The 26565-nt window shown below is 59.8% G+C and carries 26 protein-coding genes; 19 read left to right on the forward strand and 7 right to left on the reverse strand.

Annotation, left to right across the window (positions count from 1 at the left end):
* Window positions 1-70 precede the first annotated feature (70 nt).
* The 6 genes from HMPREF2894_RS03245 to HMPREF2894_RS09105 all read left to right on the forward strand — a co-directional run bounded on the left by HMPREF2894_RS03245 (window position 71) and on the right by HMPREF2894_RS09105 (window position 5625).
* The gene (locus HMPREF2894_RS03245; RefSeq protein ID WP_070677782.1) at window positions 71-1021 is read left to right on the forward strand and encodes a hypothetical protein; all 951 of its coding nucleotides are present in this window, start codon (window positions 71-73) and stop codon (window positions 1019-1021) included.
* On the forward strand, window positions 1018-1680 hold the full coding sequence (locus tag HMPREF2894_RS03250; RefSeq protein ID WP_070505767.1) for a hypothetical protein: 663 nt from the start codon (window positions 1018-1020) through the stop codon (window positions 1678-1680). Before HMPREF2894_RS03245 ends, HMPREF2894_RS03250 begins: the two co-directional genes overlap by 4 nt.
* Window positions 1681-1865: 185 nt before the next feature.
* The gene (locus HMPREF2894_RS03255; protein ID WP_070677784.1) at window positions 1866-3050 is read left to right on the forward strand and encodes a pyruvate ferredoxin oxidoreductase; all 1185 of its coding nucleotides are present in this window, start codon (window positions 1866-1868) and stop codon (window positions 3048-3050) included.
* A 277-nt stretch (window positions 3051-3327) separates the two neighbouring features.
* Window positions 3328-3798 carry a DUF4870 domain-containing protein gene (locus HMPREF2894_RS03260; protein ID WP_012904287.1) on the forward strand — a complete coding sequence of 157 codons (471 nt, stop codon included), beginning with the start codon at window positions 3328-3330 and terminating at the stop codon, window positions 3796-3798.
* Between the two features lie 235 nt (window positions 3799-4033).
* Window positions 4034-5326, forward strand: a complete 1293-nt coding sequence (locus HMPREF2894_RS03265) for an adenylosuccinate synthase (RefSeq protein ID WP_049338292.1) — start codon at window positions 4034-4036, stop codon at window positions 5324-5326.
* Between the two features lie 158 nt (window positions 5327-5484).
* The gene (locus HMPREF2894_RS09105) at window positions 5485-5625 is read left to right on the forward strand and encodes a hypothetical protein (protein ID WP_168165471.1); all 141 of its coding nucleotides are present in this window, start codon (window positions 5485-5487) and stop codon (window positions 5623-5625) included.
* Between the two features lie 61 nt (window positions 5626-5686).
* Here HMPREF2894_RS09105 and HMPREF2894_RS03270 read toward each other — a convergent pair whose 3' ends face one another.
* On the reverse strand, window positions 5687-6382 hold the full coding sequence (locus HMPREF2894_RS03270) for an S-layer homology domain-containing protein (RefSeq protein WP_070677786.1): 696 nt from the start codon (window positions 6380-6382) through the stop codon (window positions 5687-5689).
* Window positions 6383-6643: 261 nt separating this feature from the next.
* Here HMPREF2894_RS03270 and HMPREF2894_RS03275 point away from each other — a divergent pair, with 261 nt between their 5' ends.
* Window positions 6644-7669: a magnesium and cobalt transport protein CorA gene (locus tag HMPREF2894_RS03275; protein ID WP_070677788.1), complete on the forward strand. Its 1026-nt coding sequence runs from the start codon at window positions 6644-6646 to the stop codon at window positions 7667-7669.
* A gap of 36 nt (window positions 7670-7705) precedes the next feature.
* Here HMPREF2894_RS03275 and HMPREF2894_RS03280 read toward each other — a convergent pair whose 3' ends face one another.
* The 3 genes from HMPREF2894_RS03280 to HMPREF2894_RS03290 all read right to left on the reverse strand — a co-directional run bounded on the left by HMPREF2894_RS03280 (window position 7706) and on the right by HMPREF2894_RS03290 (window position 11005).
* A complete protein-coding gene (locus tag HMPREF2894_RS03280; protein WP_070677790.1) occupies window positions 7706-8389 on the reverse strand; it encodes an integrase in 684 nt (227 codons plus the stop codon).
* A 272-nt stretch (window positions 8390-8661) separates the two neighbouring features.
* The gene (locus HMPREF2894_RS03285; RefSeq protein ID WP_083301074.1) at window positions 8662-9699 is read right to left on the reverse strand and encodes a FecCD family ABC transporter permease; all 1038 of its coding nucleotides are present in this window, start codon (window positions 9697-9699) and stop codon (window positions 8662-8664) included.
* Window positions 9700-9724: 25 nt separating this feature from the next.
* Window positions 9725-11005, reverse strand: a complete 1281-nt coding sequence (locus HMPREF2894_RS03290; RefSeq protein WP_070677792.1) for a FecCD family ABC transporter permease — start codon at window positions 11003-11005, stop codon at window positions 9725-9727.
* Window positions 11006-11128: 123 nt separating this feature from the next.
* Here HMPREF2894_RS03290 and HMPREF2894_RS03295 point away from each other — a divergent pair, with 123 nt between their 5' ends.
* Together HMPREF2894_RS03295 and HMPREF2894_RS03300 are read left to right on the forward strand one after the other, a co-directional pair.
* Window positions 11129-12151 carry an ABC transporter substrate-binding protein gene (locus tag HMPREF2894_RS03295; protein ID WP_070599263.1) on the forward strand — a complete coding sequence of 341 codons (1023 nt, stop codon included), beginning with the start codon at window positions 11129-11131 and terminating at the stop codon, window positions 12149-12151.
* 266 nt (window positions 12152-12417) lie between these two features.
* Window positions 12418-13317 (forward strand): YwqG family protein, encoded by a 900-nt coding sequence (locus tag HMPREF2894_RS03300; RefSeq protein ID WP_049340184.1) that lies wholly within the window; start codon window positions 12418-12420, stop codon window positions 13315-13317.
* A gap of 91 nt (window positions 13318-13408) precedes the next feature.
* On the opposite strand, the gene HMPREF2894_RS03305 is transcribed toward HMPREF2894_RS03300, so the two are convergent.
* A complete protein-coding gene (locus HMPREF2894_RS03305) occupies window positions 13409-15010 on the reverse strand; it encodes an ATP-binding protein (protein ID WP_070677795.1) in 1602 nt (533 codons plus the stop codon).
* 365 nt (window positions 15011-15375) lie between these two features.
* On the opposite strand from HMPREF2894_RS03305, the gene HMPREF2894_RS03310 reads away from it, so the two are divergent.
* The 8 genes from HMPREF2894_RS03310 (at window position 15376) to HMPREF2894_RS03345 (ending at window position 23938) form a co-directional block, all read left to right on the forward strand.
* Window positions 15376-16836 (forward strand): O-acetylhomoserine aminocarboxypropyltransferase/cysteine synthase family protein, encoded by a 1461-nt coding sequence (locus tag HMPREF2894_RS03310; RefSeq protein ID WP_070677797.1) that lies wholly within the window; start codon window positions 15376-15378, stop codon window positions 16834-16836.
* The gene (locus HMPREF2894_RS03315; protein ID WP_005509183.1) at window positions 16836-17342 is read left to right on the forward strand and encodes a CoA-binding protein; all 507 of its coding nucleotides are present in this window, start codon (window positions 16836-16838) and stop codon (window positions 17340-17342) included. Before HMPREF2894_RS03310 ends, HMPREF2894_RS03315 begins: the two co-directional genes overlap by 1 nt.
* A 494-nt stretch (window positions 17343-17836) precedes the next feature.
* Window positions 17837-18988: a trans-sulfuration enzyme family protein gene (locus tag HMPREF2894_RS03320; RefSeq protein ID WP_049346545.1), complete on the forward strand. Its 1152-nt coding sequence runs from the start codon at window positions 17837-17839 to the stop codon at window positions 18986-18988.
* Window positions 18989-19299: 311 nt separating this feature from the next.
* Window positions 19300-20460, forward strand: coding sequence for a trans-sulfuration enzyme family protein (locus tag HMPREF2894_RS03325; RefSeq protein ID WP_049346546.1), 1161 nt, complete (start codon window positions 19300-19302; stop codon window positions 20458-20460).
* Window positions 20461-20558: 98 nt separating this feature from the next.
* Window positions 20559-21404: a transporter substrate-binding domain-containing protein gene (locus HMPREF2894_RS03330; protein ID WP_049346548.1), complete on the forward strand. Its 846-nt coding sequence runs from the start codon at window positions 20559-20561 to the stop codon at window positions 21402-21404.
* Window positions 21405-21673: 269 nt separating this feature from the next.
* The gene (locus HMPREF2894_RS03335) at window positions 21674-22492 is read left to right on the forward strand and encodes a transporter substrate-binding domain-containing protein (RefSeq protein ID WP_070677799.1); all 819 of its coding nucleotides are present in this window, start codon (window positions 21674-21676) and stop codon (window positions 22490-22492) included.
* A gap of 29 nt (window positions 22493-22521) precedes the next feature.
* Window positions 22522-23196 carry an amino acid ABC transporter permease gene (locus HMPREF2894_RS03340; protein WP_070541738.1) on the forward strand — a complete coding sequence of 225 codons (675 nt, stop codon included), beginning with the start codon at window positions 22522-22524 and terminating at the stop codon, window positions 23194-23196.
* The gene (locus tag HMPREF2894_RS03345) at window positions 23189-23938 is read left to right on the forward strand and encodes an amino acid ABC transporter ATP-binding protein (RefSeq protein WP_049353454.1); all 750 of its coding nucleotides are present in this window, start codon (window positions 23189-23191) and stop codon (window positions 23936-23938) included. Before HMPREF2894_RS03340 ends, HMPREF2894_RS03345 begins: the two co-directional genes overlap by 8 nt.
* A gap of 99 nt (window positions 23939-24037) precedes the next feature.
* Here HMPREF2894_RS03345 and HMPREF2894_RS03350 read toward each other — a convergent pair whose 3' ends face one another.
* Window positions 24038-24829 carry a trimeric intracellular cation channel family protein gene (locus tag HMPREF2894_RS03350; protein ID WP_070677801.1) on the reverse strand — a complete coding sequence of 264 codons (792 nt, stop codon included), beginning with the start codon at window positions 24827-24829 and terminating at the stop codon, window positions 24038-24040.
* A gap of 241 nt (window positions 24830-25070) precedes the next feature.
* Between HMPREF2894_RS03350 and HMPREF2894_RS03355 the strand changes: the two genes are divergently transcribed.
* Together HMPREF2894_RS03355 and HMPREF2894_RS03360 are read left to right on the forward strand one after the other, a co-directional pair.
* Window positions 25071-25274, forward strand: coding sequence for a hypothetical protein (locus tag HMPREF2894_RS03355; protein ID WP_049350458.1), 204 nt, complete (start codon window positions 25071-25073; stop codon window positions 25272-25274).
* 42 nt (window positions 25275-25316) lie between these two features.
* Window positions 25317-25952, forward strand: a complete 636-nt coding sequence (locus HMPREF2894_RS03360; protein WP_049350459.1) for a hypothetical protein — start codon at window positions 25317-25319, stop codon at window positions 25950-25952.
* A 129-nt stretch (window positions 25953-26081) separates the two neighbouring features.
* Here HMPREF2894_RS03360 and HMPREF2894_RS03365 read toward each other — a convergent pair whose 3' ends face one another.
* Window positions 26082-26507, reverse strand: coding sequence for a GNAT family N-acetyltransferase (locus HMPREF2894_RS03365; RefSeq protein ID WP_246827007.1), 426 nt, complete (start codon window positions 26505-26507; stop codon window positions 26082-26084).
* Window positions 26508-26565: the final 58 nt, after the last annotated feature.

Consider the following 26565-nt stretch of genomic DNA (forward strand, 5'->3'; position numbering starts at 1 on the left):
GCGCACCGAACACACAGTGTAGACAACACAACAGACACATAACAGCAGACAAGCATTGGAGGAGGTTGCCGTGGCGGAGCATAGCGAAGCACCGAAAAACCCGCAGAACCCGACCGAGAAGAGCGATGGTAAGTATCAGCCCCTGTGGGATACGGATCAGCCCGCCCCCGATTACTCGGCTTTGCTACTTCACGGAACGCCCGTTCCCGCACCAACCGGGGAGATCCCCGAGCCGGTGAAGGAGGTCATGGAGATACAGAAGGCTCGTTCTGCATCCGCGCCTGCCGATACGGTTACACCCGCCCTGACAGCGCCCAGTCCCGCTGTGCCCGATTCTGCAGCGCCCGCTCTGTCGGTTTCTGCTCCCGCACCCTCTGCGCAGGCTGCAAACTTTTTCCCGTCGGCGACAGGGCACCCGGTGCTGAACCGGCCGCTGTATGGCCGCCCGGGCCCTACGATGCGCCGCATGTCCCCCATGGGCACGGATGCTGGCGCATCTGCACACCGGCAGGTGCCGACCGCTTTTCCTGCCTGGATGGATGAGAAAGTAGTCGGTACTCCGCGACCTATCGGGTATATCTCAGCAACCCCACTTGCGGGCAAGGTGCGCGGATCAGACCTGTGGAAGAAGGCCTGGCCTGAGCTCATTGCCCTCTTCTTCGTGGGTGTGGTGTTCAACCCCCTGACCTATATCTCCTTGGCTTCTGTCGCCGGGGGGTCTGAAGCTGGTGGGTATGTCTTCTACGTCTTCATGATGATTACCGTAGTGACTTTTGGTCTCCCCCTGGGATTATGGGTTAGTGCGCTGATTTATACACTGTACCGGCTCGATCGGAAGCGCCAGGACTTGAAGCAGGAGGCCATGCCGCTTGGGCCGTTCTGGTTCTATCTGGTGTACGACCGTCTGCCCAAGAACGCTGAGGAGATGCAGGGGATCCTGGGCGCAACGTCTTCGATGTCCTCTGCGGCGGTTGCTCCTACCCCTGCGCCGCCGAACTCACATATGGGCGGCGCATCATGACCGGCGGAGCGCAGGCGCAGACCCCGCAATGGCGTATGGATTCCTTCACCGTTGATGCCGCCCTGCCTGTGGCGACGGAACCTGTCTACGGTATTCCCGACCCAAGTCTGCAGCCCATGCAACTACTGAGTGCGCTGTCGAAGGATGCCGGACCCACGCAGGTGGCTTCCGTGCGCTGGCAGAATCAGCCCGGCACCGCGACGGCTCTGTCTGAACCGGCTCTGTCAGCACCGGGGGAAGACACCGGCGAAGCTCGGGTTGTTGGCTACATCCCCGCAAGTACACCGGAGGCCACCGTTGATTGGGCTAAGGCTCGTCTCGGGTACATGTGGTGGCTGGTTTTGTGTGTGGTGTTGCAGGTGATTAACCCGTTCCTTGTGCTACCCCTGCTGTACATGGTGAATGAGCGGGTTGCCGGGGAGGTTCTTGGCGCCTATTTCTTTGTCTGGCTGTATTCGTTTTTTACGGTGCCCTTTATCTGGCTTGGCTTGATGATTTATTCGCTGGTGAAGCTCTCGCAGAAGCGGCGGGAGGCGGTAGCGAGGGCAACGACGTACGGTGCGTTCTGGTACCACCCGGTGTACGACCGCACCCTGCAGGAGGGTGCCCACCCGGACGAAGCGGGGGAGCCCGAGGGAGTGTCAGTGCCGGCGGAGTAGCTTCCCGCAAATGCCCCCAGTAGACCCCTGGTAACGTTGAACCCCCGGCAGTGTTAACACGTGCGTGTTGGCGCTTGTCGGGGGCTTTTTCTCAGCTTTTATCAGGCAGGTTTCAAGGGACTGCCCAGCGCCCGCTGGTACGGTGGTGCCACCAGGAGTATGTCTGGTGAGCGAAGGAGACAACCATGGCAGACCGACCCACTGAAAAGAAGGAAACTGCAAAGAAGGACGAGGCGTACCAGCCCCTCTGGGACACCGACCAGTCCGTCCCGGAATACATGACGCTACTCATGGGCGAGCAGACGCAGAAAAATGAAGACGCTGAGCTATATGAAGAATCCGACGACGAAGAGCTAGAACACCCCGACCCCGATTATGAATACGTCTACCCGGGTGCCCCCAAGCGCTACGACTCCGCGCGGAAAGACTCAGAAGACGAACCCGAAGACTCTCATGACACCGACAAAATCGACGAGCCGGAAGACACCTCAGAAGATACCTCAGAAGACACCCCGGAAGATACTCACGAATCTCGCAAGGACGACGAGGCGAACCACCCGGTAGCGCTCGCCTCCACTGAACAGGCTCAGCAAGAGCAGGCTCAGGCAACGCACGCCTACGGCGAGTACGTTCGGCTGGAACACCTCGGTCTGCAACCGGGCGCTATTCTGCCGGTCATCCCCGACCCGCTCTTCGGCACCCCCGACTCAAAACTCATCGAAATGCGCCTACTGGACCGCTCCCACGACGAGTCCGCACCCATGCAGGCGTGCGCTGCCCACCTGAACCCGGTCAAGGTTGAGGAGAACCCCATATCGCGGGCAGCAATGATCCAGCCGGTAGGCTACGTTCCCATCAATAATCCGTTGGCTGGCTCCAACATTGAAGAGATCGAGGGTCAGCGCACCTTCTGGAAAGCCGTGCTTATTGTCCTACTGATACTGAACCCGTTTGTGCTGGTTCCTTTGGTGAGCATGTTCGATAATAATGCCGGCATGTCGATGCTGTTCTTCTTCATCATTATCGGTCTGGGATCATTTTTTGTGGTGCCGATCCTGTGGATTGTGGGTATTGTTCAGGCTGTGAAGCATAAGAACCGGCTGAGGGAACTCATCCAGAAAACAAAGACGGTACATGCCGAGTTCTGGTACTACCTGGTGTACAACCGCCTGCCGGACGACTACACGGGCATCAACGGATACACGAAGAAACATGGTTTTTTCGATGAGTATGAGGCGCTGAAAAGGCGGGAACGTGTAAAGCTACGCGAGTCTGCGGCACCGCGCGAGGCCGCCGCACAGCGCGAGGCTGCCGCACTACAGAAGCCCGCCGCGCATCCTGCGCTCGCTGATGAAGAGAAACAGGACTAACCTCGGTCAGCCCACACCGTATAACGACCTGCCCCTCCACGTACGTAACACCGCGTGGAGGGGCAGGGGCGTCTTTTTTGTGTCATATTCGGGTTTCTTCGTCTGTTGTCCGGCGAGGGTTAATATTCCATTTACTTTGCCTTGATAGGGTGAAACCATCACGAGCGTTGCGACCAAGTAGAGCGAGGCGGGCACCCTCCGAGAACGGCGAGTTAGCCTGCCGCCGCACCTCAACGATTAGCTGTATCCACTCATCGATAGATTAAGGAAAAGAACGATGTCTCAGAACCCGAACCCTGAACAGTACAACCAGTACTCCCAGCAGGCACCCTCCTACTCGCAGGCGCCGGGTCAGCAGCCCAACGGTTACGTAGTCTCCTCCAAGGACGACCAGAACATGGCGATGCTCGCGCACCTGGCTTCTGCAATTCTGTCTCTGCTGTCCTTCGCATCCGCAAGTATTCTCGCGCCGCTGGTCATGTGGTTCATCTACAAGGACAAGCCCGGTTACTCCTTCACTAAGGAAGCATCCCGCCGCGCGTTCAACTTCAACTTCTCCCTGTGGGTCATCAGCATGGCTTCCTGGCTGCTGATTATTCTGACCTTCGGCATCCTGGGCATCATCCTGTGGGTCGTCCCGATGGTTGTGGCTATCCTGATGGTTATCTTCCACAGCCTGGCTGCTCTGGCCGCAAACCGCGGTGAGCAGTACACCTACCCGATGACCTTCATCGAGATCATCAAGTAGTCTTCATAAGCTCATACCGGTAGCGCCCCCGTCCAAATATCGGATGGGGGCGTTGCCGTGCCCGGTGAGGCTCACCGGCACCGGATCTGGCACGCCTACCGCCCCGTAACACGGGACTTAAAGGGACGGGCACGGTATCATTAGAAGAGCTGTGCCTACCCGAAACATGAGGCGGTAGGTCGCCGCCGCGCCGTGAAATCCGGTGCGTATCTTCAAGGCTTTCAAGGAGCACAAAATGTCAGCTGTCGTGATTGTGGGCGCCCAGTGGGGCGATGAGGGTAAGGGTAAGGCAACCGACCTGCTCGGCCCCCGCGTAGACTACGTGGTCAAGCCCAACGGCGGTAACAACGCCGGTCACACCGTGGTGGTGAACGGCCAGAAGTTTGAGCTGAAGCTGCTGCCCGCGGGTATTCTGAGCGATAACGCCGTCCCCGTGATTGGTAACGGCGTGGTTGTTAACCCCGAGGCTCTTTTCGCTGAGATTGACGGCCTTGAGGCCCGCGGCGCTGACACCTCCCGCCTGAAGATTTCCGCTAACGCACACCTGGTCGCACCCTACCACCAGACCATGGACAAGGTGACCGAGCGTTTCCTCGGCAAGCGCGCTATCGGCACTACCGGCCGCGGTATCGGCCCCGCCTACATGGATAAGGTTGGCCGCCTCGGCGTGCGTGTTCAGGACATCCTGGACGAGTCGATCCTGCGTCAGAAGGTTGAAGGCGCACTGCGCCAGAAGAACGAACTGCTGGTGAAGGTCTACAACCGCCGCCACGTTGAGGTTGACGAGATCGTCGAGTACTTCATGTCTTACGCTGAGCGCCTGAAGCCGATGATTGTGGACACCACCCAGCTGCTGAACAAGGCGCTGGACGAGGGTAAGACCCTGCTGATGGAGGGCGGCCAGGCAACCTTCCTGGACGTTGACCACGGCACCTACCCGTTCGTGACCTCTTCCAACCCGACCTCCGGCGGTGCGTGCGTCGGTTCGGGTGTGGGCCCGACCCGCATCTCCCGCGTAATCGGTATTCAGAAGGCGTACACCACCCGCGTGGGTGCTGGCCCCTTCCCGACCGAGCTGTTCGATGAGATGGGCGAGTTCCTGCGCACCACCGGCGGCGAGTTCGGCGTGAACACCGGCCGCCCGCGTCGTTGCGGCTGGTACGACGCCGTGCTGGCGCGTCAGGCTGTGCGCATCAACGGTTTCACCGACCTGTTCATCACCAAGCTGGACGTGCTGACCGGCCTGGATAAGATCCCGGTCTGCGTGGCTTACGATGTTGACGGTGTGCGCCACGACGAGATGCCGATGACTCAGACCGAGTTCCACCACGCTAAGCCGATTTTCGAGTACTACGACGGCTGGACCGAGAACATTTCGGATGCGAAGAGCCTGGATGAGCTGCCCGAGAATGCCCGCAAGTACGTGCTGAAGCTGGAAGAGATTTCTGGCTGCCGTATCTCTGCGATTGGTGTGGGCCCGGACCGTGACCAGACCATCGTGGTCCGCGACCTCATCAACGAAGACTAAGCGCAAAAGCTCAAGACGCGAAAGCCCCCGGAAGGTACCTGCACGGTACCTGCTGGGGGCTTTGTGCAGTCTGTGGTGATGTTTACGACGAGTATCGCAGAGAAAATCCAGAGAATTACCCATGGAAAGTTCACTTTGGCCCGTGGCGCGCAGGATACATGGATATCACCATTAATGAATTTGTCATGCGGTACGGAATGCATGACATCGAAGAAGAAGTGAAAAAGACCCCAAAGAAGTACACCGATATGCCAAAGTATAAACAGGATGAATATCTGGGTACAAAAGTTGAATTTTAATATATAAAAGATAGGCTCTGAAATTATTAATATTCAGAGCCTATCTTTATCGCCTTATAATTTATAAAATTCCGCGCTGGTCAAGATCTCGCAATACAGATAGAAATGTCATGAACTCAACATCACTGTCATATCCGCATCGAGGTGTCCAACCCAGCCAGCTATATGCTTTATGCATATCTCCGCCCTCTTTCACACAACGCTTGAAATCCTCGGGGACGGGGGTAAGACCCACCTGAGGTTTGCCGTACATCCGGTAAAGGAAGAGAGCCTCAGTCGCCTCATAAGCTACCTCGTTGTAGTGGAACTTTCCATCCCCCCACCCGGCAGTGATACCTTCACGAGTAGCCCAGATAGCAATAGGGTAGTGCGGGTCATTGACCGAAATATCGCTATATGGCGAAGTAGCAGGAAGATCCTTAACCACGGGCCTACCCTTCACATGGTACAGAAACTCAAGAAGCTGCCCACGAGTCATCGCAGGCTGGGGAGCATTCTTATTCTTCTGAAGATAAAGACGGCGGCCGTGAGTAATAAGCCCAGTGCACTCCGCCCAAGCAATCACCTTATCCTGGTAATCACCCGGGGTATTGTATTCAGACTCATTAATGCAGGTAACTTCCAGTTCATCACCCGGAAAAGGAGAAAAAGTCTTAGGGTGCAATTGCGCTGCAGAAGCAGGTACCACCGCAGACAACAACAGAGAGGCGGCAGCAAAAGTACATGCCGCACCCTTCACAAATGGTTTCAACAGCATCGTTGGTTCCTTAAAAGAAAATAGTGGTTGGTTCTAAGACAATCTCAGTCTTATTAACTAGAAGTTTAGACTTTCTTAGCTTTCAAGGGAAGGTTGAAACTCTATAACCCCCAGATATCTTAAAAAGAAAATCCAAGACTCACCTCAACACCCCAGCCCTCAACGCCTCTGAACCTGCATAAGTGACCGGGCGGGGCGTGTGCCGTATGCTGGAAAGAGCGCCCACACACGTGGCGCCAAAGCGTTCAGAGGAGGAGAACGATGACCTACATTACCGGAGCCATCTACCCCAGCGGCGACCGCATCCGCATAGGCGCACCCGAAGAAGAAACCCTCAACGCCTACCAGCAGCCCAACACCGCCGTAGCCCTCGGATACGCCAACCCCGACATCCACGAACTACACGCCCTGCAAAAAACCTTCAACCTGCACGAACTCGCCATCGAAGACGCCGGACGAGGCCACCAGCGCGCCAAACTAGAACGATACGGCGACTCCCTCTTCACCGTCATCCGCCCCGCCATCTACCTCGACAAAGAAGAAGAAGTGCGCCTCAGCGAACTGCACCTCTTCACCGGCCCCCGCTACACCCTCGCACTCGTTCGCGACGAACAGCGCATCAACGACCAGTTCAACCTGCTCTACGCCACCCCCGATGCATCCCCCGCCCGACTGCTGCACCGCATCCTCGACAGCACCGTCGACGGGTACGCACCCGTGCTCGATGGCCTCGAAAACGACAGCGACGAAATCGAAGACATCCTCTTCTCCCACAGCGAGCGGCGCGACGCCAACTCCCTCGCACGGCGCATCTACGAACTGCTCAACCAGGTCATCGACTTCCAGCGTGCCTGCCGACCCCTCGAATCCATGATCGGCCGCATCATCGAAGGGATGCGCACCGGCGCGCTCGACCCCTCACCCTACCCGGGCGTATCCGACGAAGAAAAGAACGAAGAAGCGGTCGAGCTCGCCCGGCAGTTCCGCAACGTGCTCGACCACGTAACCCAAACAAAAGAACGCCTCGAAGACCTTCGCAGCTCCCTCGAAAACGCACTGCGCGTGCACGACACCCTGCTCGGTCAGCAGCAGAACGACGACACCAAGAGAATCTCCGCCTACGCGGCGCTACTCATGGTGCCCACCATCGTTGGCTCCGTGTACGGCATGAACTTTGAGGTCATGCCTGAACTCAAATGGGAGTTCGGCTACCCCGCCGCGCTGCTACTCATGGTGGGTTCCTGCCTGCTTCTCTACTGGTTCTTCAAGAAGAACAAATGGCTCTGATATGCGCGTATGCCGCGTAGGGCATACACACATGCCTTATGCGGCGCGGTCGTACTGGGCACGCATTGCTCGGCGGCAATCACGACGCTCACGCTTGAACTTCTTACACACAGCCTCCGAATCGGCAAACATGTAGAAGTCCTCCGGCTCAGCCGACAGACCCAAAGTCGACAAGTGAACCAGCGACAGCATCGCGTAGAACATCTCGCGGCGCAGCTCAAAATTGCAGGCACCCGGAGCGGACTCCACCGCGAACACGCAGCCGGTGCACTCCAGCGCGCGCATCGCCCAGTGCTGAGTCCACAGGTCACCATTGACCGGGCTCACGCCCAGGCGAGTCAACGCCAGGCCGGTACCCTGCACACGCTCAAAGCGCAGGCACATCTCCAGGTCCTTTTCCAGGGGGAACACGAACAGCAGAGCGTTCTGTGCCGCCGCACGCAGCTCAGCCAGGTTCGCCTCGTAACCGGAAGCACCCTGAGTCAGGTGACGCATCACGCGGCCCATCGTCGAAGAGGCCGGCGCGGTGCGGAAGCACGAACCGTCAGCCACCAGCTGCTCCAGAACGCCGCGGAGCTCCTCCACGTTGAAACGCTCCATACGGACGATGGTGCCCGCCTGCATCAGCAGGTTGAACTCTGCATCACGGCACAGCTGCTCATCGGCGGTGCAGGAAATCTCTGCGTTTGCGTACTGGCTCTCGTGAGTGGTGTTGTCCATGACCGTTCCTTCCGTAGATGCTGAATCAACCTAGCGGCAACACCGCAGGAGACGGTGTGCCCGGTCGGAAGGATCGTCCCTTCCAACACCTACACTCTATGAGCGACCCCTGACACGATAAGCAGTTTTTAATCTACCCCGGGGTAAAACTGGGAAAATTCTGAAAAATTCTGAAACCACCCGTGAAACCTAGCGAAACCCCGTGAAACAGAGAAAACCGGGTGCCCCCAGTTGGGAACACCCGGTCACTCATACGGAATAAGACGGCGCAACTAGCGCTGACGGTGCAGCAACCACAGCATGTACACGCCACCCAACGCGCCCGTCACCAGACCCACCGGAATCTGGAACGGCGCCAACGCACGAGCCGACACAAAATCAGCCAGCACCAAAATCACCGAACCCAGCAGCGCCGAATGCCACATCGCCATACCCGGAGTGTTCCACAGGCGGCGCGCAATCTGCGGGGCAACCAGCGCCAAGAAACCAATTGGGCCCGCAACAGAAATCGCCACAGCCACCAGGAGCACGGCAGCCGCCACCAGCAGGTTCACGGTCCTCTTCACCGGCAGGCCCAAACCCGCCGCCAAATCGTCGCCGAGCTCCAAGACGCGCAGGCGATGCGTCAGCATCAGCACCAGCGGAATCGCCACCAGCAGCAGCACCGCCTGCACCGACACCTGATTCCACGACAGCGCATTTAGCGAACCGTGTTGCCAGGTCTTCGCCGCCTCCGCCTTCTCCAAATCACCGCGTGTGATTAGGTAATCGTTCACGGAACTGAGCATCGCACTCACCGCAATACCAATCAGCACCATCTTCTGACCCATCGTCGCGCCACCGCGCACACCCGCCAGAAGCATCACCACGGCCGCCGTCGCAAAACCGCCAATAATAGCGCCCATGCCCATACCCACGCCGGTAGAACTCAACGACCCAATCAGCACCACAGACAGGGCACCGGTCGCCGAACCCACCGTGAAGCCGATAATATCCGGCGAACCCAGAGCATTACGCGAAACTGACTGAAAAATAGCGCCCGACAAGCCCAAAGCCGCACCAACCACCACGGCTGCAAGCATACGCGGCAGACGCTGATTCAACACCAGCTGACGCTCAATCTCCGTGCCCTCACCCTGAAAAATCAGGCGAAACACCTGATCAGGGCTCATCTGATAACTACCAAACACCAGGGAGGCGACCGCCGCCACCACAAGCACCGCCACCACCAGCAGGGTACGTGGAATAGGGGTGCGGTAACGCCCCGGAATACGCACGGACCCGGCTACAGAACGAGACACAACGCTCACAATAAAACCTCTCAGAAACCGGGACCTACGAACCAGATACGCCAGATGAACCAGCCGAACCAGCCGAGCCGCGCACAACAGGGCGGTGAGCATGATGCGGACCGTGCTCCGACACGTGAGCCGGACCCGCCTCGTCGTGCGCCTGCGCCTTCGTGCCCATGCGGCTCTTCTTCGCACCGCGCGCACCGGTACTCAAATGCAGCACCAGAACCATCAGCACCGGGGCGCCAATAAAGGCGGTCACAATACCCACCTCAAGCTCACTCGGCATCACCAGAACGCGACCCAAAATATCGGAGGCAAGTACCAACACCGGGCCGTACACCAGCGACAGCGGCAGCACACGCGCAATATCGGAACCCACCAGCAGACGCACCACATGCGGCACGACCAGGCCCACAAAACCAATCGGGCCCGCAACCGCAGTCGCCGCACCACACAGTGCCATGATCGCAATAATCGTCGCGCCACGCACCATTGTCACCGGCACACCCAGGCCGGCTGCCGCATCCTCACCGAGTGCCAGGGCACGCAGAGGACCAATCAGCATGAACGACAGCACCAAACCCAACGCCACAAAGGGCAGCGCAGACAGCACCTGCTCAAAGGTGCGGTTCTCCAGCGAACCCACCACCCAGAAACGGTGCGAATCAAAAGCCTTCGAATTAAACATCGTGATAATGCCGGTAATCGTGCCCAGGCAGGCATTCACCGCCACACCCGTCAGCACCAGACGCGCCGTCGAATCCAGGTTCGGTTTAGAATCCACCAGGCCCATGACGAACACCAGCGCCGCCGCCAGACCCGAACCGGCCAGCGCCAGCCAGAGCTGAACGAACGGGGACGACACCCCAAAAACGCCCACACCGACCACCACGGAGGCGGCAGCACCCGAGTTCACACCCAGCAGGCCCGGCTCAGCCAGCGGGTTACGGCTCAACGCCTGCATGAGCACACCCGACACCGCCAACGCGGCACCGACCAGTAGCGCCGCGGCGGTACGCGGGGCACGCTTCGCCCAAATCAGCTTCGACTCGATAGTGTTCGCCTCCGGGTGGAGGAAGCCGTCAATGGAGCGATCCAGGGGGAACATGCGCGAACCCACCGCAAACGACAGGGCGCAAAGCAGCACCAGCAGAACGCCGCCAATAATGAGCGCAACCGCCAGACGCGAGATAGACTTGCCGCCCTGACCGCCCGAGGAGGCGCCAGATACGGCGTCCGAAGAAGCGGAGAGGGCACGAATTTTCGCCAGGGAGGCAGCGCTGACGGTGGGTCCGGAAGAGGGGGAGGTCTGTGGTGTCATAGGCTTTGGAGGTGGTGGGGGAGCGGTGTGCTCCCGTGCGGACGGAGGATGCTTAACGTATCAATAGATAAGTATTAAGTATCGCATATGCATATATGAGGTTATCCTAATAATATGGCAAATATGACGAACAAGATCACCCGCCGCTCCTTCGGCGCACTCGCACTCGGTTCCTTCGGCGCCCTCGCCCTGGCGGCTTGCGGCTCCTCCAACACTTCCGGATCTTCCTCCTCCGCGTCTGCTTCTGCGACCGGTAAGAAGGTGGCACCCTCCGCCCTGCCCTCCGGCATGGGCACCACCACCGTTGACGGCGAATTCCCCCGCACCGTCAAGCACTTCCGCGGTGAAACCACCATCAAATCCGCACCCTCCAAGGTCGTGATTCTCTCCACCGGTCAGCTCGACGGTGTGCTCTCCCTGGGCGTCGTGCCGGTCGGCGCGGCAACCGCAGGCGACGCCGACCTGGTCCCCACCTACCTGAAGACCAAGTTCTCCAATAAGTCCGCAGAGCTCGACAAGATTGCCAAGGTCGGCAAGCGCACCGACCCGGACGTTGAGGCCATCGCAAACCTCAAGCCCGACCTGATCCTCATCAACAACACCAACAAGAAGGACGAGCTGTACGAGTCCCTCGCCAAGATCGCGCCGACCGTGGTCACCGAGGGCACCGGCATCAACTGGAAGCAGGACTTCCTGCTGATTGCCGCCGCGCTGGGCACCACCGAGAAGGCTGAGAAGCTCATGGAGGAGTACAACACCAAGGCGAAGTCGGTCGGTCAGAAGGCTGGCAGCGAGAAGACCTTCTCCTTCCTGTACACTTCCGCTGACCGCACCCGCATCTTCGCGAAGTCCTCGTTCGTGGGCTCCATCTGCGCGGATGCGTCCCTGGCACGTCCCGCAGCTGCGCAGGTTGCGAAGACCTCCATCGACTTGAGCTCCGAGCAGCTCGACCAGGCTGACGGCGACTACCTGTTCTACGGCGTGCAGGGTGGCGACGAGTCCAAGCTGACCAAGGAAGCCCTGTGGAGCACCCTCAAGGCTGTCACCGAGAAGCACGCACACAGCGTGGATCCCGACATGTTCTTCCTGAACGCTGGCCCGGCTGCTGCGCTCGGTGTTCTGGAGACCATCGAGAAGGCGCTCTAAGCCTTTCTCGTCTCGTGTAGAGATTCGTTTTCGCTGGAAGCCCCGCATCTGTATCTTTCACGTCCTGCGCGTGAGGGTGAGGAGGCGGGGCTTTCTGCACGCTCTGCACCAGCGTTTCTGCCTGCCGGATGCACTCGTGACCGAAACCGGTGCGCGCCTGCCCGAAATAGGGTCTAATGGGGGTAGAAGGCGCCGCGGTACCGTTGCCTCGCGCCTTCACACCGAACCTTTCACACCGATTAATTCACCGACGAAACGAGCACATCATGCCGATGAATAACCCCTCCGAAGAGACCCTGGCGCAGGCACGCCGCGTCATCGACGCGCTCAACGAGCGTGGCGCGCGTAAGCAGGCGATTCGCCTGAAGGTAACCCTCCCCGACGCCCCGCTGCCGCAGACCGCATCCAAGTTTGGCGGCCGCCCGTACCTGCCCGCGGGCGAGTCTGCACCGACTAATGAGAAGGGTGAGCCGCTGGGCATGATTGCGCAGATTAACTGCGCCGACCTGCCCGAAAACGACATCTACCCGGCGACCGGCATGCTGCAGTTCTGGATCGACCCGAACGACGAAGAGTGCATGTGGGGTTACGACTACGAGAACCCGCTCTCGCAGAAGAACCACCGCGTTATCTACTACGAGACGCTGGGCGAGCCGAACCCGGATGCGCCGTACCCGACCGTGAACTGGGATGACTACGGTTGGCCCTTCGGACGTGACGGTAAGGGCACCGCCGAGGAGGTTGTCGAGTACGCGCTCGCCTTCGAGACCTGGGAGCAGGGCTTCCTGGATGGCGGCTACGAAATCTACGACCAGTTCGCTGACGCCTGGGACGAGATGTACCCGGATCAGAAGCTGCCCGAGGAACCGAACGCACGTGATGATGCCTCCTACAACCTGACGGAGCCCTTCGAATCGGAGGAGAGGGATTACTCGCATATCGGCGGCTACCCCTCGTTCGTGCAGAATGACCCACGCGACGAGTTCGAGGAGTTGAGCGGCCACACGGTGAACCTGCTGACCATCGAGTCGGAGTGGGGTGAGGACGCTGAGGAGGGCGTCTACGTGATGTGGGGTGACGCTGGTGCGGCGAACTGGCTCATTACCCCGGAGGCGCTTGCTGCCCGCGACTTCTCGCAGGTCGTCTTTGAATGGGCTTGCGGCTAAGAAGGTCTTAGCTGAATAGCCGCAGGGGAGGGAAATAGAGAATAACCGCTCTATTTCCCTCCCCTTTTTGTGTACCTTTTATCGGGCACTTCTAAGCAGCGCGATACTTACGGTTCTTACTACGCGGCGGAGCCGTAGGAACAATCAGCTTCGCCTCCACAAGACGGCGCAGATCATTCGTGATGGAGGTACGTGAAGCGCCCCGGCCCCAATGCTCTTGGATATACGCCGTGGAAACAGCCTCGCCCTGTGCACGCAGGCCGCGCACAATACCAGCCTGGCGTTCGCTGAGGCCGTCAAGCGACGCATCGGTGCCCGCCGGTTCGACGGCGTCGGCTGAATCTTTGCCCGTGGAATGGGTTGCTTGCTGAGTCTTATCCTCAGGTGTGGTCTTCTGTTCCGTAGAAGACACATCCTGTGGGGGTTGCATCAGAGTGACCTGCACATAGAGTAGACGGTCAGCAAACTGGGGAGCGGGCAGACCCGCCTCCTTCAGCGCGCGCAGAACCGTGGGAATACCGGAAGCCCTATTCTCTGCAATCAAACGCCCCGTACCCGGGTCGGGCAGATCAGTCAGAATGCTTGCCAAGTAGCTGTTGCGGGTTGAAGAAACACCGGGCTGACCGAAATCTCGGATAGTCACAGCACCGTAGATACCACCCGGGCTGCGCACCACCAGGCGGTTGGTGTAGAGCTCAACCTGCACCTGTGAGCCGCGCGCACCCGGCGAATAGTCGCGGTGCATGAGGGCGTTAACCAAGAGCTCGCGGATAGCCTCCAGCGGATACTCGTAGCGCTCAACCCGCCCGATACCGCTACTGTTGAGGCCCTCCATCGTGGACGTTTTGCGCATATTGCGAACCAAAACGCCCATAGCTTCATCCAACATGGAGGGGATAGGCCCGGTACAGCTGTGATTGTCCAGAAAACGTCGACCGTCCTCAGTGACCTCACCAAGCTCTTCACCGGGAAGAACAACAACGCTCATCATCAGCTGCGGGAAGAACGCCTGCGGGTAGGATCCCATGGCGAGAAGCGCCCCAAGAGTGGGCACTTCTCGGACCTCAGAATCGATGCGTAGAATGCGTGCCTGCAGAAGAACCTCACGGTCAGAAAGCGCCGCAAAAACGCGAGGTTGCTCCTCGCGCAGGCGAGCGACATAGGCACTCACAAGGGTGGGGGAGAGGTCCTTGAACCTTGCCTCGCTGACCAGCTCCTCGTCGTAGCGGGGCTGACTGCGGTTCTCTAGGAAGCGGTCAATCTCGTACTTGGTGAGGCGAATATCGGCCTCGCCGACGCGCTGGTAGGAGCCGTTATACATGCCGTGTGCTTCGATGTAGTAGGGCTTCTGCGTCGGGTCGCCGGGGAGCACATCGATGCGCACGATACGGTGCTGCTCGTCTGTCGCCTCAATCTGAATATCTACCGGGGGTCGAGGCGTGATCTTGGAACGGATTGCCTCAACGGATGCGTCGTGGACTGCCTGTGCGTTGAAACCTTCAACTGGCTGTAGACCTTCTGCCGGGTCGGTGAGGCCAAGAAGAATGGTGCCACCGTCTCCATTGGCGAAGGCACTAACGGTTTCAAGAACGGACTTGGGGAACCCGCCAGCTGCAGCTTTGACTTCTACTCGCCCGTTTTCAGCCTGGCTACGGCGTAGGTTTTCGATGAGTTCGGTGGTGTTTGTTTCCATGTATGCTCCCGATGGCTACTTCTTGGTGAACGTCATAACAGCATCATAACAATTTCTGCGATGATGTTGTTATGATCCTGCGATGATGTTGTTATGATGCGGTATTCTCACCATTCTTAGGATCTTAAAAACCCCGGAATTGCAGGCTAAAACCGGGTATTTTTATCAGTCTCATTAATCGCGCATCATATCAGCCGTCATAACAGAAGTTGTTATGACGGCTGATATGATACCCCGTCATAATCCGCAATAAACGACATATAGGTACCCGCACTTGGTGCACCCCGCTGCCGGTGGCACAGTATAAAGTCGAGCCACTATCGACTCCCCGCACACAGGCGGGCAGATACACCAGGAGCAAACCAATGGCTGAACACACTTTCGGCTTCCGCACCCGCGCACTACACGCGGGCGGCACCCCCGACGCTGAACACGGTGCCCGCGCGGTCCCCATCTACCAGACTTCCTCCTTCGTCTTCAAAGACGCTGACGACGCCGCGAACCTCTTCTCCCTGCAGAAGTACGGCAACATCTACTCGCGCCTATCCAACCCCACTGTTGCCGCGCTGGAGGAGCGCATCGCCTCCCTCGAAGGCGGTATCGGTGCGGTAGCGACCGCCTCCGGCATGGCTGCCGAGTTCATCACCTTCGCGGCTCTGTGCCAGCAGGGCGACCACATTGTTGCTTCTTCGCAGCTGTACGGCGGCACCGTCACCCAGCTGGACGTGTCCCTGCGCCGCTTCGGCATTGAGACCACCTTCGTGCCCGGCACCGACCCCGCCGACTACAAGGCGGCACTGACCGAGAACACCAAGGCAATCTACACCGAGATCGTGGCGAACCCCTCCGGTGAGGTTGCCGACCTGGAAGGCCTCGCAGAGGTCGCCCACGAGGCGGGCATCCCCCTGGTCGTGGACGCAACCCTGTCCACCCCCTACCTGATCCGCCCCATCGAGCACGGCGCGGACATCGTCATTCACTCGGTCACCAAGTTCCTGGGCGGTCACGGCACCACCCTCGGCGGTATCGTCGTCGAGTCCGGTCGTTTCAACTGGGGTAACGGCAACTTCCCGTCCATGACCGAGCCGGTTCCCTCCTACAACGGCGTGTCCTGGTGGGGTAACTTCGGTGAGTTCGGTTTCCTGACTAAGCTGCGTTCTGAGCAGCTGCGTGACTTCGGCCCGTCGCTGAGCCCGCAGTCCGCGTTCAACCTGCTGCAGGGTGTTGAGACCCTGCCGCAGCGCATGGATGCGCACCTGGCGAACGCTAAGCAGGTTGTCTCCTGGCTGGTTGAGGATCAGCGTATCGCCTACGTGAACTACGCCGGCCTGGAAGACCACCCGCACCACGAGCGCGCGAAGAAGCTTCTGCCGCTGGGTGTCGGTTCCGTGTTCTCCTTCGGTGTCAAGGGCACCGAGAAGGCGTCCGGCCGTCTGGTCGGTGGCGAGTTCATCGGCGCGCTGCAGCTGGCAAGCCACCTGGCAAACATTGGTGACTCTCGTACCCTGGTGCTGCATCCGGGTTCGACCACGCACCAGCAGCTGACCGCTGAGCAGCTGGCCGCTGGCGGTGTTGGCGAGGACCTGATCCGCATTTCGGTGGGTCTGGAAGACGTTGAAGACATCATTTGGGACCTGGACCAGGCGCTGACCTACGCAACCGGTCTGAACCACGCCGGTGAGCGTGTGGGCGAGTCCAGCGCAGACAAGATTGTGGAGGCTGAGGAGGCGGTTGCCGCCGCTAAGGCCGCCGAGGACGCCGCCGCCGCTGAGGCTGCTGCTGGCGCATCCTGCTCCCTGCCTACTACCACTCAGGAGGAGAAGTAATGACTGAGAAGCGTACCTGGGTGGGTCCTTCCGCCCCTGAGCGTCTGAACATTCTGCGTAATACCCGCACGATCGCGATTGTGGGTATGAGCGATAAGATTTCGCGTGCCTCGTACTTTGTGGCAACGTACCTGCAGTCGGCGTCGCCGTACAAGCTGTATTTTGTGAACCCGATTCTGGCGGCAAAGGGCAAGCTTGTGCTGGGTCAGCCGGTGTACCCGTCGCTGCAGGACCTGCCGGAGGTCCCGGATCTGGTGGAGATTTTCCGCCGTAATGAGGACCTGCCGGGCGTGGTTCAGGAGGCTGTTGACCTGGGCGCGAAGACCGTGTGGATGCAGCTGGGCTCCTGGAGCGAGGAGGCTGCCGCGATTGGTGAGGCTGCCGGCCTGAACGTGGTGATGGATAAGTGCGTGAAGATTGAGCATGCGCGTTTCCACGGTGGCCTGCACCTGGCTGGTTTCAATACGGGCGTGATTTCTTCGAAGCGTCAGGTGCTGTCGAAGTAAGCAGCCTGTGCTGTATAAGCCGCTGCGGCTTGTAATTACAAAAAATCAGGCGCTCGTTAGCGTTTGAACGGAAGGGGCGTACCCGGGGTGATTCCCGGGTGCGCCCCTCCTTCTATGCCCGGTGTAATACGCGTGTAATACCCGGCAGGGCATCCGGCGCGTTTAGGCGAGATTGAGGGCGCAACATCGCCCCTAGTGGAGGGCAGTTCAGCTTTAAGGTAAACCTACCCTTATGTTCTGGGGTGCTGAGCCGGTATCCTAGTGTGGAGCCCGGCGGCCGGTACTCAGCACACACGCGTACCGACCGCCGGGTCTTTTCACGCGCGAAATATGACGAAATATATGTCTAAAATGTCGAAATATAACGCCGTTTTTTAGTCATAAAAAGTCACTCGGTCACAGAAAAGAAAAAACTAGTCAGCTCCCAAAAAGAGTTCTAAGCTAGCAATATATTTATCCCCCGCATTTTATGCATAACCTTAGCCGAGGACAGCATGACCGGATTTACGACGAAGGCAATTCACACTACGGACCGCGACAACCCGTACGGCTCCATCCTGCCTCCGATCTACACGACCACCACCTACGCCCAGCCCTGTGACGGCACCGAAGGCCCCTACGACTACCAGCGCGGCGGCAACCCCACCCGCGCGGCCCTCGAAACCACGCTCGCAACCCTCGAAGGCGCCAAGCACGCCTTCGCCTACCCCTCCGGAATGGGTGCCACCGCTGCCGCCCTCGGTATCCTCAAGGAAGGCGAGACCCTGCTGCTGGGCATGCCCTCCTACGGCGGCACCTACCGCTTCGCGACCATCGAGCTGCCCGCCCGCGGCGTCAAGACCCGCTTCATCGGCGACTTCACGGCCCTCACCGACGAGGACTTCGCCGACAACGTGACCATGGTGTTCCTGGAGAGCCCCTCCAACCCGCTATTGCGCGTGAGTGACATCGCCGCCATCGCCGAGATAGCGCACCGCAACGGCGCAATCGTGGTCGTCGACAACACCTTCATGACCCCGCTACTGCAGAAGCCCCTCGACCTGGGTGCAGACATCAGCGTGCAGTCCGCCACCAAGTACCTGGGCGGCCACGCCGACCTACTCGGAGGCGTCGCCGCAACCAACGATGACGCGCTCGCCGAGCGCCTCTGGCACCTGCAGATGATTACCGGCGCAATGCTTTCGCCCACCGACTCCTACCGCCTGCTGCAGGAGGTCAAGACCCTCAAGTTGCGCCTGACCCAGCAGCAGAAGAACACCATCGAGGTCATCAACTACCTGGAGGCACACCCCGCCGTGAAGCGTGTGCTCTACGCGGGTTCGCACAGCGAGTATGAGGCGCAGGTGCACGCCCGCCAGGCGAACGGCCTGGGCGCGCTCATCTCCATGGAGCTGGTGGACGGCGCAGACCTGCCCGCCTTCCTCGAAGCCCTGAAGATTTTCACCCACGCGGTGAGCCTGGGTGGTATCGAGTCGTTGGTGGTTCGTCCCGCGCTCATGGTGCAGGCCGCCTACACGCAGGCGCACCGCGATGAATACGGCGTGAGCGACAACCTCATCCGCCTGGCCATTGGCATCGAGGAGATTGAGGACATTATCGAGGATTTGGAGCGCGGCCTGACCGCGGCCCTGGCGCATCAGGCATAGTCCCTGAACATGAGGCACCGCACGACCGTATCGCGTGATTCGAGGTGCCCCAAATACGCGGTGTAATGTCACCCATAATAATTACTCAAAATACCCGGATTAACGTATTTCTTTCAACGTAAAAGAATGTTTTTAATGCGGGTATTTTGTGTACCCTCACCGCATTTTTATATGACGTTGCGTGAACATATTAACCCCCGTGAAGTTTAGCTAGAACGGCATAAAAAATGCGGGTAGGGTAAATCTCAGATACACGGCGACACACACAGCTACACCCGCGTTCGGGGTAGCCCGAACGAAAGAGAACCACCATGAGCCAGCAGAACCAGCTCGAACCGACCGGTTTCACGACCCGCACCATCCACGCCGTGCACGATGCCCGCTACGATGCGTCCGTGCCGCCGGTCTACCTGGCTAGCACCTTCGGTACCGCAGGTGAGGACACCACCTACATGTACCAGCGCGGCGCGAACCCCACCCGCGATAACCTGCAGGCGACCCTCGCCGCGCTCGAAGGGGCCGAGCACGCTTACGCGTACCCCTCCGGCATGGCGGCCACCGCGGCGGCCCTCGGCGTTCTGGAGGCGGGCGACACCCTGCTGCTGGGCATGCCGGCCTACGGCGGCACCTACCGCTTCGCGACCACTGAGCTGACTAAACGCGCCGTGAAGACCCGCTTCATCAGCGACTTCACGACCCTGAGCGATGAGGACTTCACCCCGGACGTGAAGGTCGTCTTCCTTGAGACCCCCACGAACCCTACCTTGCAGGTCACCGACATTGCCGCGGTTGCGGAGCTGGCGCACCGCCACGGCGCCCTGCTAATCGTGGACAATACCTTCATGACGCCTTACCTGCAACGTCCCCTGGAACTCGGTGCTGACATCACCGTGCAATCTGCCACCAAGTTCCTGGCCGGCCACGCCGACCTGCTCGCCGGTGTCGCGGCCACGAACGACCCTGACCTGGCCGTTCTGCTGCACCGCGGTCAGCTCGTCAGCGGCGCGCTGCTGCCCCCGATTGACTCCTACCGTCTGCTGCAGGACGTGAAGACCCTGGCCCTGCGCCTGGAACGCCAGCAGCAGAACGCCCGCGAGCTCATCGAGTTCCTCTCTGAGCGTCCCGAGGTCGAGAAGATTTTCTACGCCGGCAGCTCCTCCGAGGAACAGGCGGAGGTGCAGTCCCGCCAGGCCCGCGGCATCGGCTCCGTCTTTTCGCTGCTGCTCAAGGACGGCGGCGACGCGCAGGCCTTCGCCCGCTCCCTGCCCATCTTCGTGAACGCCGTGAGCCTGGGTGGCATCGAATCGCTCGTGAGCCTGCCCGCGCACACCACGCACGGCGCATACGCCCAGGAGCACCGCGACGAGTTCGGCGTGGATGACCGCCTCGTGCGCCTGGCAATCGGCATTGAGGATGTTCAGGACCTCATCGCGGCCCTGGAGATTGGTCTGAAGGCCGCCTTCGCCGGCTAGGTTCGTGCCGCCGGTTCATACCGCTGGCGAACGTCGCCGATCCATACCGCAGATTTCAACTTTCACACCACACATCAACGTAGATTAAGGAACCAAGAATGACCGTTCTCAACACCTCCGCCGTGCTGAACCGACGCTCCCTGCTACTGGGCGCGGCCCTCGCCGGAACCACCGGCCTGCTCGCCGCCTGCTCCGGCGGTAACGGCTCCAGCGCAGGCTCCGCACAGAGCTCCTCCAACCTGCTGGAGTCCATCAAGTCCGCGGGCAAAATCCGCATCGGCGTGGAGGGTACCTACCGCCCCTACACCTACCACGACGCCTCCGGTAAGCTCGCCGGCTTTGAGTACGACATCGCCGAGACCCTCGCCAAGGACCTGGGCGTGACCGCCGAGTACATCGAAACCCCCTGGGACTCGCTTATCGCCGGCGTGGACGCGGGCCGCTACGACATCGTACTCAATAACGTGGCACCCACCGAGGAACGTAAGAAGAAGTACGATTTCTCCGTGCCCTACGCGCACTCCCGTGCCCGCGTGGGCGTGAAGAAGGACTCGAGCCTGAAGAACGCTTCCGAGATTTCCGGCCACAGCGCCGCCCAGAGCGCGACCAGCAATTACCGCAAGCTCGTGGAGGAACGCGGCGCCACCATCATCGAAGTCACCGGCTTCGACGAGGCCATCGAGCAGGTGCTCACCGGCCGCGCCGAGCTGACCGCCAACGACTCCGTGTCCTTCGCCGAGTACTTCAAGGAGCACCCGGACGCCAACCTGCGCCTGCTGGAGGGTGAGGTCGGCCCCGGCACCAACGTCGCCGTTCTGCTGCCCAAGAACCAGACCGCGCTGAAGGATGCGATTGACGCCTCCATCAAGAAGCACCTGGGCAACGGTGACTTCAAAGCAATTTTCGAGAAGCATGTGAGCGAGGACTTGAGCCCCGCCTCCTAAGCTTTCGTGAAAGGCTCGGAAGGGGCCCGGAAAGGGCTCACCCGCCAGGACTTCTGAAATTGTGTCGTGGTTGATGTCTCAGCCGCTTTTCCCGTATTGATGAGAGAATATGACGGAATGTTACGTTGAATTCTTTCCCATCGGGAATAGCTGTACGATAGCCAGCGTTGTACCCGCAGAGTAAGGGGCACACCGCATGATGCCCCGGGTTATCGCAAGGTGACAACCCGCACCTACAAGAGCATCGACTACGACGCAAAGGAAGAAACATGTCCGCAATGATTAACCGCCGCACAGTCCTCGCAGGCACCGCCTTCACCGGCCTGGCTGCACTGCTCGCAGCGTGCGGTTCGTCCAGCAGCAGCACCGCATCCAGCACCAACAAGCTGGAGGCTATCAAGTCTGCCGGCAAGATCCGTGTGGGCTTGGAGGGCACCTACCGCCCCTTCTCCTTCCACGACTCGAACGGCGCCCTGGTCGGTTTCGAGAAGGAAATCATCGACCTGGTCGCTAAGGACCTGGGCGTGACTGCAGAGTTCACCGAAACCCCCTGGGATTCGCTGATCGCCGGCGTGGACGCTGACCGCTACGACATCGTCATCAACAACGTTTCTGCAACCGACGAGCGTAAGCAGAAGTACGACTTCTCCGTACCCTACCTGTACTCCGAGCCGAAGGTCGCCGTGAAGAAGGATTCTTCCCTGCAGAACGTGAGCGAGATTTCCGGTCACTCCTCGGCGCAGTCTGAGACCTCGAACTTCCGCAAGATGGTGGAGGCGAAGGGCGCCTCGATCGTGGTTGTTTCCGGTTTCGACGAGGCTATCGAGCAGGTCCTCTCGGGCCGTGCAGAGATGACCGCGAACGACTCCGTGTCCTTCGCCGAGTACTTGAAGGAGCACCCGGACGCTAACCTGCGCCTGCTCTCCGGTGACCTGGGTACCGGCAGCAACTCTTCCATCCTGATGGCTAAGGGCCAGGATGCTCTGCGTAACGCTATCGACGAGTCGCTGAAGAAGCACCTGCAGAACGGTGACATCAAGGCGATTTACGAGAAGTACGTGGGCGAAGACCTCTCCCCGAAGAACTAATACTTTCTATAAGGAGCTGAGTTCCGTTCATGGAACGCTACCTGAATCTTTGGGCTGAGTCCCTGCCTCAGCTGCTGGGCTCGACCCTGGCAGTGACTATTCCGCTGTCGCTGATTTCTTTCGCGCTGGCGCTGCTGGTGGGCATCATCTCCGCTGGCGCGCGCACGAGCCGCTTCGCCCCGGTGAACTGGCTGGCCTGGCTGTATATCTGGGTCTTCCGTGGCACCCCGCTGCTGGTGCAGCTGTTCATCGTCTTCTACGGCTTGCCGAAGGTCGGTATTGCCCTGGACGTGTGGAGTGCCGCGATCATCACGATGAGCCTGCACACCGGCGCGTACGTGGCGGAGACCTTCCGTTCCGCGGTGGCGGCTATTCCGCGCGGCCAGTTTGAGGCGGCGGCAACCCTGAACTTCACCCGCATGCAGACCCTGCGCCACGTGGTCATTCCGCAGGCGGTGCGCATCGCGCTGCCGAACCTGGGTAACAACTTCATCGACCTGATTAAGGGCACCTCGCTGGTGTCGGTCATTTCGATGGTTGACCTGTTCCAGACCGGTAAGCAGATCGCGTCGCGTACTTTCGAGCCGCTGGCAATGTACTCCGAGGTCGCCATCATTTACCTGGTGATTTTCACTCTGCTGACCGCCGCGCAGTCGGCCCTGGAGAAGTACAGTAACCGTTACGTAAGGAGCAACAATGCTTAGCGTTGATTCCCTGTCGAAGAGCTTTGGCGACACGCAGGTGCTCAAGAACATCAGCCTGGACATCCCCGACGGTGAGACCACGGTGATTCTGGGCCCGTCTGGTAGCGGCAAGTCCACTCTGCTGCGCTGCCTGAACCTGCTGGAAACCCCGCAGTCCGGCACGCTCACCATTGACGACGCGCAGGTGGACTACAGTCAGAAGCTCACCGACGCGCAGGTGCGTGATATTCGTTCCCGTTCGGCGATGGTGTTCCAGCAGTTTAACCTGTTCCCGAACTACACGGCGTTGAAGAACGTGGCGCTCGCCCCGACCCTCAACGGCACCCTGAATGCTCAGCAGGCGCAGGAGCGTGCCCGTGAGCTGCTGGCTAAGGTGGGTCTTGCCGACAAGGTTGATTCCTACCCGGACGCTCTCTCTGGTGGCCAGCAGCAGCGTGTGGCGATTGCCCGCGCCTTGGCGTTGGAACCCTCCTACCTGCTCTTTGATGAGCCGACGAGTGCGCTGGATCCCGAGCTGGAGGCGGAGGTCATCCGCGTGCTCATGCAGCTGGCGAAGGAGGGCCGCTCCCTGGTCATCGTGACGCACAATATGGCGTTTGCGAAGAAGGTTGCGGACCGTATCGTGTTCCTGGAGAACGGTACCCTGCGCTATAACGGTGAGCCGAACGGCTTCTTCGCCTCGGATGATGAGCGCATCCGCAAGTTCCTGACCGTGTACGACAGCACCGAGTACACGATTTAGCCGTACTGCATATAGTAAATATGGGCTGTTTTCTGCCGTCAGATAAGCATCTGACCAGCGGAAACCAGCCCATATTCTATATTCAGCATATATTGGCTTTTATTCCGAAAGCCCCTTAGAGCGGCGGTACTCCTCCAGCTGCTCAGCGTTAATAACCTCAAGCTGCTCAGTGAGCGGCTCACCGGGCGACCAGCCCTCATTAGCGACGGTGCGGTCCTCCTGCTTACCAAAAGCGAAGAGACGCGGGCGAGGCACACGCAGCTCCGCCGGGGTGGTCGGCAGCTGCCAATTCTTCATATGGGAGAGCACACCCAGCACCAAACACAGCAGAATGGACAGGCCCATCGCCAGGTTCGGACGATGGAATAGGCCCGTCACAAGGGCGGTCTCAGCGGCACCCACAAACGCCACAGTAGCGTACAGAGAGTTACCACCAAAGATCGCCGGAATACGGTTGACCATAATGTCACGGATAACGCCGCCACCGACCGCGGTGGTCACACCCAGTGCGATAGCGGGCAGCCAGTGCAGACCCAGGTTCAGGGACTTAATGGTGCCGGTTGCCGCCCACGCGCCCATACCGATGAAGTCAATGATGAGCATGGTTCGGGTCGCCCAGAGGGCACTCAAATCGATACTGTACGCCAGAATCGAGGAGCCGATAGCACCCACCCAGTAGCCGCCGTCGGTGAGCGCCACGGGCAGACCAGAGTTCAGCAGGATGTCACGGATCATACCACCGCCCATGCCGCAGGCGACCGCGAGCAGCAGGAAGCCCACGATGTCGAATCGGAAGGCGCGCGCCACAGCACCGCCGAGCAGGCCGTTAGCAACAACGGCGGCAATGTCGACGATGCGGAATACCTGATCTGGGTCAAAGAGCTCGTGCATGGGCGTTCTCCTGCGTACGTGATGCGTGTGCTACGGGTGCCGGTAGGGGGAGGCGCGCGCAACGGGGGGGCGGGTGACGACGTTATCACCGCATCCGGCTCTGTTTGCCTGTGCGCGTACCTGAATTGGCACCGATTTATTGTAGACCCGCCGCCGCTCCTACTCCTAGTTGAAAAGTGCTCATGACGAGCTCTGAGATGGAATCAAGAAGCTTGTGGGCGCGCTAAAAGGTGGGCGTAGAATGAGTGAATCTCCACCCCCCAAGGCCGTCATGATTGTTTTTGCGCTGGGTTCTTTCCAGTATGGTAGCGGCATCATTTCTTCGCTACTGTTGGCGTTGAGCCCCCTGAACGCGGTGGAGTCCATGACGGTGATGATGCTTGCCGGCACGGCGCTGTCGGCGCTCATGGTGTGGTTGCCTTCGCGTAGCCGGAACGCTCGCTAAGCTGGGACTAGACGAAATCTGCGTAAGGTGAAAGGAGCCGCTGTGGCGGTATCTCGCGACGAAGTTTTCGGGGTCCTGCAGGGAATCGTACCCCGTCTGGAGGAGGCGCTTCCCGGCTGGTCGGTGCGCCCCAACATTACGGGTACCGGCGCGGTGGGGCTCTATCTGGACGGTCCCAATCTGCCCCTGGCCGGCGTGAACGTCGATGGTGAGTCGGTCGCGCGGCACCTGTGCGGTACGATTCAGACCGCTGACCGCGGCCTGCCGCAGGAGCTGGGGCAGGTGCGTTACCAGTACATCCTGGGTGTGAGCGTGGCGGAGCACGAGAGCGAGTACCCCGAGCCGGCCGACCTGGTGAGAGTGGGGGAACCGAGTTGGATTTCTGCGCTGAGGGCCCTGGAGGCGCTGGTGGAGTTCGAGGGCCGCGAGACGCTGTTCATCAGCCGCGGCGGGTACGTGCCCGGTCGCCGCGCCCTGGGTAAGCGCCGCGTGGCGCTGCGGCGCGAGTTCTTCCCCGGTAAGCCCTGGCTGGGTTTGGGCACGATTGACTGGTGTGCGGGCGTGCGCTCGACCCCGGTGTACGCCGAGGATCTGGTGGCTCTGGTTGCTGCGGCGACGCGCCTGGCGAGCGGCTGGGATGCCGCCCTGCGCGCTGTCTCTGCGGACAGTCAAAAGTAGTTAAAACAGAGCAGCGCATCCGACCCGGAAAAGGGAAGGATGCGCCGCTTCTGTGTAAGCTCTACGGCTTAGTGGTTTAGCCCAGTGCCTCAGCTAGTTTGAACGAGTCAAGCCGCATGCGATATTGCCTTATCGATAGCATGCAAGGGTGATGCATCCTGCCGCCTCTACGGGGGCGTAACCGTAGCGTTTGTAGAGCGCAATGGCGTGCTCACTAGCAGCGTCGGTGGTAATGAGTCGCTGTCGGATGTCTTCTCGGTCAAAGTCATCAATGACACGCTTTAGAAGCGCAGAACCAATGCCCTGACGCTGGGCGTGCGGATGTACCAGAAGGTCCTGAATGTAGGCGATAGATTGACCGTCTCCGACGGCGCGTACTAGCCCGATGAGCCGTCCCGTTCCTTCAGGCGTTGTCTCTCGTGCGGTGTAGAGATAGCGTGAGCCTTCCAGCATCGGGATGAGGCGTTCGGGCGTTTTGGTATAGGCGCTCCAGCCGACAGAATCGTAAAGCTCAGTGAGTTCTTCCACGCTGGGAAGGGGGCTGGTGGAGCCCAAAATACAGTACCGCATACAGGCATTGTATAGCGCCAAATCGGAGGAGTTAGGAAACTGC

It is taken from the genome of Rothia sp. HMSC066G02 (assembly GCF_001813145.1).
Classification (GTDB): Bacteria; Actinomycetota; Actinomycetes; order Actinomycetales; family Micrococcaceae; genus Rothia.